We start from the raw sequence: 12,094 nt of genomic DNA on the forward strand, positions 1-12,094 counted from the left end.
TTGATCCCCGTTTGTAACCGAATAATTTTGAGGAAAGAACATTATGTCCGCTAAAGAAGTTAAATTTGGCAATGACGCTCGTCAGAAAATGCTGGCCGGTGTCAACGTACTGGCAAATGCCGTTAAAGTGACACTGGGCCCTAAAGGCCGCAACGTCGTACTGGAAAAGTCTTTTGGTGGCCCAACCATCACCAAAGACGGTGTTTCTGTTGCACGTGAAATCGAACTGGAAGACAAGTTCGAAAACATGGGTGCACAAATGGTCAAGGAAGTCGCTTCCCAGACCAACGACAAAGCCGGTGACGGCACCACAACAGCCACCGTACTGGCACAAGCCATCGTCAACGAAGGCCTGAAAGCCGTTGCCGCTGGCATGAATCCAATGGATCTGAAGCGCGGCATCGACAAGGCAACCACCGCCGTTGTTGAACAGCTGAAAGCCCAGTCCCAACCATGTGCCGACAGCAAAGCCATTGCCCAGGTGGGTACTATCTCTGCCAACTCCGATGCAACCGTAGGCGCTCTGATTGCAGAAGCCATGGAAAAAGTCGGCAAAGAAGGCGTCATCACCGTTGAAGAAGGCAAAGGCTTCGAAGACGAGCTGGAAGTGGTTGAAGGCATGCAGTTTGACCGTGGCTACCTGTCACCTTACTTCGTCAACAACTCAGAAAAAATGACCGCCGAGCTGGAAAATCCACTGATCCTGCTGGTTGACAAAAAAGTCGACAACCTGCAAGAACTGATTCCAGTACTGGAAAACGTCGCCAAATCCGGCCGTCCACTGCTGATTGTGGCAGAAGACGTTGAAGGACAAGCACTGGCAACACTGGTTGTAAACAACCTGCGTGGCACCTTCAAAGTGGCTGCTGTCAAAGCACCAGGCTTCGGCGATCGTCGTAAAGCCATGCTGCAAGACATCGCGATACTGACCGGTGGTCAGGTCATCAGCGAAGAAGTCGGCATGTCACTGGAAACCGCAGGCCTCGAAATGCTGGGTACGGCCAAAAAAGTCGTTATCAGCAAAGAAAACACCGTGATTGTTGATGGTGCTGGCTCCGGTGCTGAAGTCTCTGCCCGTGTTGAACAGATTCGTGCAGAAATGGCTTCATCTACCTCTGACTACGACAAAGAAAAGCTGCAAGAACGTGTAGCCAAACTGGCTGGCGGCGTCGCCGTTATCAAAGTAGGTGCCGGTTCTGAAGTTGAAATGAAAGAGAAAAAAGACCGCGTAGACGATGCCCTGAACGCTACCCGTGCTGCGGTAGAAGAAGGCGTGGTTGCTGGTGGTGGTGTTGCCCTGATCCGTGCGCTGAGTAGCGTAGCGGTTGAAGGCGACAACGAAGACCAGAACGTCGGTATTGCACTGGCCCTGCGCGCGATGGAAGCGCCCATCCGTCAGATCGCCGCCAACGCCGGTGCTGAAGGCTCCGTGGTTGTCGACAAAGTTAAAGCAGGCGAAGGCGCCTTCGGCTTTAACGCTGCCACTGGCGAGTACGGCGACATGATTGAACTGGGTATTCTCGACCCAGCAAAAGTGACTCGTTCTTCCCTGCAGGCCGCAGCCTCCATTGCTGGCCTGATGATCACCACTGAAGCCATGGTTGCCGAGATTCCTAAAGAGGCATCAGCCATGCCAGACATGGGTGGCATGGGCGGAATGGGTGGCATGGGCGGCATGATGTGAGGTAAATAACCTCCATCATCCTCCGGCTACCAAGCCAAATAAACACCCGCACTGAGTAATCAGCGCGGGTTTTTATTTGGGCTGCATTCTATAAATGAGGTTTACGCTTGCGGCTATTTCACGGCTATTTCACGGCTGTTTCACGGCTAAGTAGGCGAGGTGGTACAGGAAACAGAGGCACGAAGACTGCTGGCGTTGGTCAATACCTGAAGTCTGTGCGGATAGACAGTAAATCAGGAATCAGATGCAATTTATGCTCGTATTACCTGAACCGGTTGCTCGTTTTTCCGGCAGCAGATAGCGTAAGTGGTCGAATTATGGAATGTTGTGTCTGCGGCGTACTGCTGTTTTGTGTGCCTGGGTCGCCAGAAAAACGCGCATGCGCAGAAATAAAACGGTTAAGGAAACTGTATTGTCAGTGAAGAACGCATTTGAATATCAAAAGTTAGCTTCTGAAGTGACATTGAAATATGTATATTTTTTGTTGGCTACAGCCGGTGCGGCAATAGCATTGCGGTGTTGAATCTGGAGCAAAAGTTCAACTTTCTGATAGTCATCTTTTGCTAGGAGTCTGTCGGGCTGAGGGCTGCTCTACTGCGGAAAAGCTGAATCTGGCTCTTTTTTGAGCAAATTCTGGTTAAGTTAAATAGAACCACTATTCGCCTCAAATTTGCGCAAAAATCGCTCAAACCAGTCTTTCCCTCGCGACGAACGCCTAAGTCCGACAGGCTCCTAGTGATGGCGTTGTTTTCTTGGAGTGTGGGTTTTTATTCAGGATGCAAATGGGATATCTATTTAATCCTGCACGACTCTGCGCCCACGGTCTGTATGATTTACGACAGACGGCTTTTCTTGATTCCGACAATCGCGCGGTAATTTTTTCTATTTTTCAATAAAATCAAAACGTTAGTGTGTGGTCTGGAGCTTGCAACAGCCGCTGTCAACTGACGTTCTTTTAAGTGTTGATTATGAAACTGAACATTCATCGTATTTATGTAGAAGCGCTGGTCGAGCGTTTTCCGACGCTGTCGTTTTTGGCCGAACAGCTGCGTTTTGGTCATCGGGCGGAGGTGCCGTTTGTCCAACTCACGGTCGATCAGCTCGGCTTTTTGAGTGAGTTGTATGCCGAGGCTGGCCCGGCAATGGCAGGCCAGGCGGCGCAGCTTGCGACGTTAAAGCAGGCGATGGCGACGGAAGGGGAACGGTTTGAATCGGGTAATCTGGAGCTGCTGGTCGCGGCTATCACAGAATATTTGTTGCAGAATGTGATTAATGGCTGGTTATTTCGGGTGGTGACTTCCGGCAAACCTATTGCCTATCTGGTTACCCGCATCGATTTTACGCCGCCCGGTGAGGAAGAAACGGGCCGGATCATGCTGGAGTTAAAAGCCAATGCCATGGCTAAAATCTCGACCGAAAATCTGATTATTCGTGAGCGTGATATCGAGGATCATACACTGGCGGAAATTTTCGCCAGCAAGGGATTTCTGAAAGAAACTCCTGAGTTAATAGCCGCTTACGATGCATCAGCCAGTCGTTTTTTTGACTGGCGTTCCGACTACGGGATGCAGTTTTCCGGCGCGGGTACGGGCATTTTTGCTGAAGATCCGGGTTCCAGTCATCGCACAACCGACTGGTCGCGTAAGAATCTGGTGGTTTTGTCGTCGGGTGGTGGCAAGGCCCGGTTGGTGAACGATGAGGAAGTGCTCAAGGAGCGTGAGTTGACGTTGGATGCGCCGGGTCAGATTCTGGGTAAATACCTGCGCAAGGCCGGGCGCAGTATGAATTTTGACGAGAAGGTGGAGCGACGGGTTGAAGCCCTGATGGCGAATGTTCCAGAGGGTGTGTTTACCCAGTTGCCGGTTCACGGCTATATGCTGATGTTCCATCTGGAACTGCATCATCATGTCTGGGTGCATGTTGATGATATGGAACCTTATATTTATCAACCAGAGCTGAAAGACAAACTGATTTTGCCGCCGGAGCAAACCGATCTGATTGATATTCTGACGGCAGAAATGGACGTGCTGATGGACGATATTGTCGAAGGCAAATCCGGTGGTACGACGGTGTTGTGTGCCGGGCCGCCAGGGGTGGGCAAAACCCTGACGGCGGAGGTGTACTCGGAAATTATCAAACGGCCGTTATATCGGGTGCATTCCGGGCAGTTGGGTCTGAATGTGAAGGAAATGGAGTTGGCGCTGAAGGATACCCTGACCAGAGCGCAGCGCTGGGGTGCGGTGATGTTGATTGATGAGGCGGATGTGTATATCAAGCGCCGGGATGACAATATTGCCGCCAATGCCGTGGTCGGAGTGTTCCTGCGGGTGCTGGAATACTTTAATGGCCTGCTGTTTCTGACCACTAACCGGGTGGAAGATATTGATGAGGCTATCGTCTCCCGTTGTATCGCACTGATCAAATACCATCCACCGGAACGGGCCGATCGGCAAAAAATCTGGGATGTGATGACGCGCCAGTTCGGATTGGAGATCGGTACCGAATTGCTGGAAACCCTGACCGATGTCTTTCCGGCGGCGACCGGGCGAGACATTAAAGGGTTGTCACGACTGGTGTCCAAATATTGCCTGTACAAGTCGACGGAGCCAACGCTGGAGGCGTTCGAGCGCTGCAGTGTTTTTCGGGGTATGGATATCGACCACAGCAAACGCAGATAGCATTGGCGTTGATACGCACGATGGCTGGCGAGCATGGCAGCTCGCCCTCCCAGCGGCTGTGAATCTTCTGGGAGCGCAGGCCGCCGTGCCTGCTAACTCTGCTAATCGTATTGATGTTGATACGCACGATGGCTGGCGAGCATGGCAGCTCGTCCTCCCAGCGGCTGTGAATCTTCTGGGAGCGCAGGCCGCCGTGCCTGCTAACTCTGCTAATCGTATTGATGTTGATACGCACGATGGCTGGCGAGCATGGCAGCTCGCCCTCCCAGCTTTCTCTTTCCAGCTTTTTCTCCGCCTTTCTCCCCGTTCTTTCTTTTCACAACTTGGCAAGCTAGTTGCTCTATCCCCTGTAGTGCTCAATTTTGTGTATTTCCGCCAAAAAGACGTCACTTTTTTACTGTGACGTCAGACGGTAAATCGTCAGTGTCAATGCGCTGGCGAGCGGATAAACCAGTCATGGGGAAGGATTATGGTTAATCGTGTTGATGTGAATTCGGTTTTGATGCAGATGCGTCAGGTCAAAACCCAGCTTCGTAGCCAGCAAGAACAGATGTCTGCTTCGCAGCTGCAACAGCCAATCAATCCGAGCTTGTCGGCCAGAACCACGACGCAAGTGACCTCCGGCAGCTCGGTTGGCGGTATTAATCCTGCTTCGTTTCAGTCGCAGCTAAACCAACAGCTGGATACAGCAATTGGTACGGCGGCGTCGGGCCAGCCTCAACGGGGCGATAACAGCGTCCCCGATTTCCAGACCATGTTGGGAAATGCCGTTAATGGCGTTAACGCAACCCAACAACATTCTGCCAGCCTGGCCAGCCGTTTTGAGCAGGGTGATCCGACTATTGATCTGCCAGAGGTAATGATCGCGATGCAGAAGTCCTCTGTCTCGTTTCAGGCCATGACCCAGGTACGTAACAAGCTGGTCGAAGCCTATAAAGACGTCATGAACATGCCGCTGTAAGTGGCCGTCGTGATGACGTTATCTAATCCATCATTCAGGAAGTACGGTCATGGCTGATTTACCTGCCAAAGCAGAAGATGTCGCCGCTGCGGGAGTTGATCCCCACAAGGCAGATGAGTTGGCATCCGGTTCCGGCCATCCGGTACTGTTGGGTTTTAACAAGCTGCCGATGGCTCGCCAGATTGCCACGATTGGTGGGATTGCTCTGGTCATTGCGCTGTCGATTGCGATTTTGCTCTGGTCGCAGGAGCCAAGCTGGAAGCCGTTGATTCATCGTCTGCAAGACCATAACGCCCAAGATATTATTGAAGTACTGCAGCGCGAAGGCATTGCCTTTGAAATTGATCCTGGCAGCCAGATTCTGTTGGTCGAAGCGGCGGATCTGCACGAAGCTCGTATGAAGCTGGCCGCTGCCAGCCTGATCGATGACAAGACCGTCGGCCTGGAAGTGCTGGATAAAGACAGCTCGCTGGGCACCAGTCAGTTTATCGAAAATGCCCGCTACCGCCGGGGCCTGGAGGGAGAGCTGGCACGTACTATTGCCAGTGTCAAATCGGTGCGTAATGCCAGGGTGCATTTGGCGTTACCCAAACAATCGGTGTTTGTGCGGGATCAGCGCAAGCCAAGAGCCTCGGTCTTTCTGGAGCTGTTTCCGGGGCGGGATCTGTCCAAAGATCAGGTCGAAGCCATTATCAATCTGGTGGCGTCCAGTGTCAGCGAGATGGATCGCAGTGACGTCTCGGTGGTCGACCAGCACGGTAATTTGCTTTCCAAGGTGGAAGAAGCCAGTGAAGAAATGCTGGCGGCCAAACAGCTGGACTACAGCCAGAGAGTGGAAGACAACATCATTCAGGCGGTGAACAACATTCTGAAACCGGTACTGGGTGAGAACAACTACAAGGCCGAAGTCTCCGCCGACGTCGACTTTACCCGGCTGGAACAGGCCGAGGAACTCTACAACCCTGACCTGATCGCCCTGCGCAGTGAGCAGCTGGTCGATGAAGCCAACGGCGACAACGCGGCGGGCGGTATTCCCGGTGCCTTGTCCAACCAGCCGCCAGCGGCGGCTACCGCGCCAGAGCAGGCCATCGGAACTGGTGCTGCCGCAGGAACGGGCAAGCGTCGCTCGGAAGCTACCCGGAATTACGAAATCGACCGGACACTGAGCTTTAAACAGCATCAAGTGGGACGTCTGAAACGATTGACCGTTGCCGTGGTGGTGAATGACCGCGAAACGACCAACGCGGAAGGTGAGGTGGTCTATATTCCATGGACAGATAACGATTTGCAGCGCCTGGAAATACTGGTCAGGGATACCGTTGGGTTTAACGCGTCTCGTGGGGACAGCGTTAACGTCATCAACTCGCCCTTTATGGGCAAGCGGGATCTGGCGCTGGGTGAACCCGAATTCTGGACCCAACCCTGGTTCTGGGAAATTCTCAAACAAGTGTTAGCGGGTCTGTTTATTCTGATTCTGATCTTTGGTGTGATCCGGCCGACATTCCGCAGCCTCTCCCACAAGGGCGAAGATGACGATGGCATCCTGCTGGATGAGCTCGAAGATGCCGACTCCGGTATGGATGAAGACAAGGTCTCCATCGCCGGAATGGAACAACTGCTGTTGCCTGGTGCTTCCGAAAGTTATGAACGTCAGCTGGATGCAATCAAGGGATTGATTGCTGAAGACCCGGCTCGGGTAGCACAAGCTGTCATCAAATGGGTGAATGAAGAAAATGCCTGATACCGGAAATGATCCAAGCAAACTCAGTCGTGTTGAGCGAGCTGCTATCCTGCTGATGAGTCTGGGTGAAAAGGACGCAGCAGAAATTCTCAAACAAATGGGGCCAAAAGAAGTACAGAAAGTGGGTACTGCCATGGCAACACTGACCAATATTCATCAGACCCAGGTCGAAAACGTGGTGGCTGAATTTCTCGAAGCTGTGTCTGGCCAGACCGGTATGGGTCTCGGCTCGGATGACTATATCCGCAATATGCTGACGCAGGCGCTGGGCTCCGACAAGGCTGGGGCCTTGATCGACCGAATTCTGCTGGGGGGTAATACCTCGGGTCTGGATTCACTCAAATGGATGGAACCCCGCCAGGTCGCGGATCTGATCCGTCAAGAGCATCCGCAGATCCAGGCGATTGTGGTGTCGTATCTGGATTCCGACCAGTCGGCAGAAATTCTTTCCAACTTTGATGAAAAGGTTCGTCTCGACATCATCATGCGTGTTGCCTCACTGGAAGCGGTGCAACCGGCGGCGTTAAAAGAGCTGAATGATATTCTTGAGCGTCAATTCTCTGGCAAGGCCGGTGCACAAACGACCACCATGGGCGGCGTCAAGGTGGCCGCCAATATCGTCAACATGGTCGACAGCACCATGGCAGCCGAGCTGTTGGAGCGGATTATCGAGGTCGACGAGGATCTGGGTACCCAGATCCAGGATTTGATGTTTGTGTTCGACAACCTCGGCGACGTCGACGATCGGGGGATTCAGGCGCTGTTGCGCGAAGTTTCCACCGATCTGCTGGTTGTTTCCCTTAAAGGTGCCGATCCCATGGTGCAGGAAAAAATCTTCAAGAACATGTCCAAACGCGCTGCTGAATTGCTGCGTGACGATCTTGAGGCCAAAGGGCCGGTCAAGGTCAGCGAAGTGGAAGGTGCGCAAAAGGAAATCCTGACCATTGCCCGTCGTCTGGCGGATGCTGGCGAGATTGTGCTGGGCGGTGGCGGCGAGGCCATGATGTAACATGGCTAACAAAGATGCAGAACATCTGTTAGATAAGCAGGGAAAGCAGGCAAAGCCGTGGAAGCTGCCCTTCTGGACGGAAGACGTCGACTTTCAGGTGAGGAAACCGGAGTCCTCTGTTCAATCCGGTGCGTTGGCGTTGGCGGCGAAAAAAAGTCCGCCACCTGCTGCGAAGCCCTCCAGAGACACCACCACGTCAACGCACGCAACCGACGCGGTTCAGACCACAATCGATGCAGCGGAATTGAGCTTTCCGACTGCCGAAGAACTCGAAAATATTCGTCGTCAGGCCTACAACGAGGGCCTCGAACAAGGTCTGGTTGAAGGCCGTCAGCAGGGTGAAAAAAAAGGCTACGACGACGGTTTGGCACGTGGTCAGCAAGAGGGTCTGCAACAAGGCCAAGCCGAGGGCAAACCCATCGGCTTTAACGAAGGCAAGGCCGAAGCGCTGGCGGCCGGGCAGCAGCAGATAACCGATCTGAACAAGCGCCTGACGACCCTGAACGAGCTGGCCTGTGCGCATATTCTGGAGCGGGATAGCGAACTGCCAGAGGTGATTACCGGGCTGGTGGTGATGGCTTGCGAACAGGTATTGCGCTGCGAACTGACTCATGGTGCCCGTGCCATTTACCAATATGTCCAGTCTGCCTTGGCGCAGTTACCCGACGGCGAAGAGACCAGTGCGCGGATTTATATCGCCGCCGAAGATGCCGCGCACCTGGAAGGTGAATTGGCCGAGTTTGGCGAGCAGCTAAATGTCAGTATCGATCGTCAGTTGTCAGCCGGAGAATGTGTGATTAAAACCACCGATAGTCGCGCAGACTATCGGGTGTACGAACATCTGCAGCAGTTACTGGAAGAACTGGCACCGTTGCTTTATCAGCAGATGCCGGATGACGAACAGCGTGCGGTTGATCTGGAGCAGACGCTTGATACCTGGCAGCCAGCGGTAAATCCTGTGGAGCCAGAGCCAGAGCCAGAGCCAGAGCCAGAGCCAGAGCCAGAGCCAGAGCCAGAGCCAGAGCCAGAGCCAGAGCCAGAGCCAGAGCCAGAGCCAGAGCCAGAGCCAGAGCCAGAGCCAGAGCCAGAGCCAGAGCCAGAGCCAGAGCCAGAGCCAGAGCCAGAGCCAGAGCCAGAGCCAGAGCCAGAGCCAGAGCCAGAGCCAGAGCCAGAGCCCACCACTGCAATACCCGCGGAAGACGCCGATGAAACTCTCTGACGCCTGGGCGCAACTACCGGCGGTTAAAACCACCTATCACCCCAGAGTGACCGGAAGACTGGTACGCATGGTCGGGCTAACTCTGGAAGCCGTGGGCCTGAATGTACGTATCGGTGATCGCTGCGCGGTAGAACGCACCAGTCACGCGGATCGGACGGATCAAATAGAAGCCGAAGTGGTCGGTTTTGACGATCAGCGCGTCTTCCTGATGCCAATCGAACAGGTGGATGGGCTCAAGCCCGGTGCCAGGGTCTGGGCATTGAATGGCAGCGCGGATGTACCGGTTGGCTACGGCCTGCTGGGTCGGGTTCTGGATGGAACCGGACGACCATTAGATGGTAAAGGGCCGTTGCTGCAACCGCAGCAAGGGCATTTGCAGGGCCAGCCAATTAACCCGTTACAGCGTGATCCGATCCGGACACCCATCGATGTGGGTATCCGGGCCATTAACAGCATGCTGACAGTAGGGCGTGGTCAACGTATCGGTTTGTTTGCTGGCAGTGGTGTGGGTAAAAGCATGCTATTGGGCATGATGACCCGCTTTACCACCGCCGATATTGTGGTGGTGGGCCTGATTGGCGAACGCGGCCGCGAAGTGAAGGAATTTATCGACGATATTCTGGGCGAAGAAGGGATGGCGCGAGCGGTGGTGATTGCTTCCCCGGCTGACGATTCTCCGCTGATGCGACTGCGAGCAGCCCAATATTGTACGGCGGTGGCGGAATTCTACCGCGATCAGGGTGAGCAGGTGTTACTGCTGATGGACTCGCTCACCCGTTACGCTCAGGCCCAACGTGAAATTGCTCTGGCAGTGGGTGAGCCGCCAGCGACCAAGGGTTATCCGCCTTCGGTGTTTAACAAGCTGCCGAAGCTGGTGGAACGTACGGGTAATGGGGTGGCTGGTGGTGGCTCGATTACGGCGTTTTATACCGTTTTGAGTGAAGGCGACGATATGCAGGATCCGATTGCGGATGCCAGCCGGGCCATTCTCGATGGCCATATCGTCTTGTCCCGGCGCTTGGCCGAAGAAGGTCATTACCCGGCTATCGATGTTGAGGCGTCGGTCAGCCGGGTGATGCCCCATATTGTCCCACCACACTGGCTACAGCGCGCTCAGCTGGTCAAGCAGCTGGTGTCTCACTACCGCCAGAATCAGGATCTTATCAGTGTGGGTGCTTATCAGAAGGGCAGCGACCCGATGCTGGATCTGGCGATAGAGCGCTTGCCCGCGATCAAAAATATGTTGCGTCAGCGACTGGATGAAGGTGCCAGTCTGGCTGACAGCGAAGCGCAACTGACGGCACTGATTCCGGCGTTAGCTGCCGGGTAGCACCCCGTATAGCCCCGACGTAACTATGACGGCACCCCAAACAGGAAGGTAACCATGCCCGATGCTCGCCGTTTTCATCCCCGCGCCCGCCGTTTGCTACCGATATGGCAACAGGCTCAGCGTGCAGAACAGCAGGCGCTGGCAGCCTGGGGACGGTTGCAGCAACAGCAGCTACAGGAGTTGCAGCAACAGCAACAGCTCGAAGGCTACGCGGGTGATTACCGGCAGCAGCTTGCGGCTCCCGGTTCAGCCGCACTCTCCGGTGCCAATGTGCAGAATCTGCTTGGCTTCCTGAGTCAGGTGGAGCAAGCGGCCAATCGGCAGGCCGAACAGCTGGCGCAGCTGGATGTCAGAATCTGCCGCGCACGTGATTTTTATCTGGGCTTAAAAGCGAAGTCAGATGGCTTGGCCCGGTTGATGGACAAGCTGGATCAGGAGTTCCACAACCAGGCAGTCCAGGCAGAACAGCGTCAAGCCGATGAATGGAGTACGCGCCAGGCATGTCAGCCAGTACGCCGTTAGGGCTTGCTTGCAATAGCCGGGAGTACTGATCGTCATCTGTCACTTCCAGACCCAGACCCAGACCCAGACCCAGACCCAGACCCAGACCCAGACCCAGACAAAACAGCAGCCAATGCTGAATCATCAAAAAAAAACCTCCAGTTTCTAGCGGCTCGCTGTGAGCCGTCTAATCTTAGCATCAGGTTATCTACTTTAAGGATGCAGCATGAGCCAGTCAGTCACCATTGAATGTGGTGCCAGACTCAGCATTGAGCGAGTCGAGGCGTTGCACCAGGAAATGGAAATTGCGGTGCGAGATGCCTGCGATATCCAGCTTCATGCCGCTGATGTGCAGTATTGCGACAGCGCTGGCCTGCAGTTACTGGTGGCGTTGTTGGATGTCGTATCCGGCTCTGGCCATTACGTTTGTTGGGCCAGTGTTTCCCCGGTCATCATCGATACCTGCGCAATTTTGGGCTTGAGCCAAGCCTTGCAGCTGGAAAACGAGATGTCCGGGGCCTGAACAGAATTTTTAATCCTTTACCCGGCTCGGGTAAATCGACTGATCTATGCAATCGGTCAATCAAGAAGCACATGGGAGTCCAGTTATGGCGAGTATTTTAGCGGTCGACGATTCTGCATCGATGCGCCAAATGGTGTCTTTTACATTGAAAGGCGCGGGGTATCAGGTCAAGGAAGCCTGTGATGGGGTGGAGGCGTTGGCGGAAGCCCGGCGTGGCAAATACGACCTTGTCCTGTCTGACGTCAATATGCCAAACATGAATGGCATCGAGTTGGTTAAAGAATTACGCCAACTGTCCGATTACAGGTTTACACCGGTGCTGATGTTGACGACGGAATCCGCTGGCGACATCAAAATACAGGGTAAACAAGCAGGGGCAACCGGCTGGATCGTCAAGCCGTTTAATCCGGAGCAACTGTTAAGCACCATCAAACGCGTATTGGGGTAA

General features: G+C 54.1%; 11 protein-coding genes. All 11 read left to right on the forward strand.

Features of this window, described 5'->3' with window-relative positions:
- Positions 1–43 precede the first annotated feature (43 nt).
- Positions 44–1,684 (forward strand): chaperonin GroEL, encoded by a 1,641-nt coding sequence (groL, locus tag SOJ49_RS05770; RefSeq protein WP_369857282.1) that lies wholly within the window; start codon positions 44–46, stop codon positions 1,682–1,684.
- Positions 1,685–2,652: 968 nt separating this feature from the next.
- Positions 2,653–4,362: an AAA family ATPase gene (locus tag SOJ49_RS05775; RefSeq protein WP_369857283.1), complete on the forward strand. Its 1,710-nt coding sequence runs from the start codon at positions 2,653–2,655 to the stop codon at positions 4,360–4,362.
- Positions 4,363–4,447: 85 nt separating this feature from the next.
- Positions 4,448–4,765, forward strand: a complete 318-nt coding sequence (locus SOJ49_RS05780) for a hypothetical protein (RefSeq protein ID WP_369857284.1) — start codon at positions 4,448–4,450, stop codon at positions 4,763–4,765.
- Positions 4,766–4,831: 66 nt separating this feature from the next.
- Positions 4,832–5,323: a flagellar hook-basal body complex protein FliE gene (fliE, locus tag SOJ49_RS05785; RefSeq protein WP_369857285.1), complete on the forward strand. Its 492-nt coding sequence runs from the start codon at positions 4,832–4,834 to the stop codon at positions 5,321–5,323.
- 49 nt (positions 5,324–5,372) lie between these two features.
- Complete coding sequence (fliF, locus tag SOJ49_RS05790; protein ID WP_369857286.1) at positions 5,373–7,064, forward strand: flagellar basal-body MS-ring/collar protein FliF; 1,692 nt, start codon at positions 5,373–5,375, stop codon at positions 7,062–7,064.
- The gene (fliG, locus tag SOJ49_RS05795) at positions 7,057–8,073 is read left to right on the forward strand and encodes a flagellar motor switch protein FliG (RefSeq protein WP_369857288.1); all 1,017 of its coding nucleotides are present in this window, start codon (positions 7,057–7,059) and stop codon (positions 8,071–8,073) included. Before fliF ends, fliG begins: the two co-directional genes overlap by 8 nt.
- Position 8,074: 1 nt before the next feature.
- Positions 8,075–9,292 (forward strand): FliH/SctL family protein, encoded by a 1,218-nt coding sequence (locus SOJ49_RS05800; protein WP_369857289.1) that lies wholly within the window; start codon positions 8,075–8,077, stop codon positions 9,290–9,292.
- Entirely contained in the window at positions 9,279–10,622 is a 1,344-nt protein-coding gene (gene fliI, locus SOJ49_RS05805) for a flagellar protein export ATPase FliI (RefSeq protein WP_369857290.1), read from the forward strand. Before SOJ49_RS05800 ends, fliI begins: the two co-directional genes overlap by 14 nt.
- 54 nt (positions 10,623–10,676) lie before the next feature.
- Positions 10,677–11,144, forward strand: coding sequence for a flagellar FliJ family protein (locus tag SOJ49_RS05810; RefSeq protein ID WP_369857291.1), 468 nt, complete (start codon positions 10,677–10,679; stop codon positions 11,142–11,144).
- A gap of 205 nt (positions 11,145–11,349) precedes the next feature.
- Complete coding sequence (locus tag SOJ49_RS05815) at positions 11,350–11,646, forward strand: lipid asymmetry maintenance protein MlaB (protein ID WP_369857292.1); 297 nt, start codon at positions 11,350–11,352, stop codon at positions 11,644–11,646.
- Positions 11,647–11,731: 85 nt separating this feature from the next.
- Positions 11,732–12,094: a response regulator gene (locus SOJ49_RS05820; protein ID WP_369857293.1), complete on the forward strand. Its 363-nt coding sequence runs from the start codon at positions 11,732–11,734 to the stop codon at positions 12,092–12,094.

The sequence above is a fragment of the Candidatus Thalassolituus haligoni genome (assembly GCF_041222825.1).
In the GTDB taxonomy this organism is placed as follows: Bacteria; Pseudomonadota; Gammaproteobacteria; order Pseudomonadales; family Oceanobacteraceae; genus Oceanobacter; species Oceanobacter antarcticus.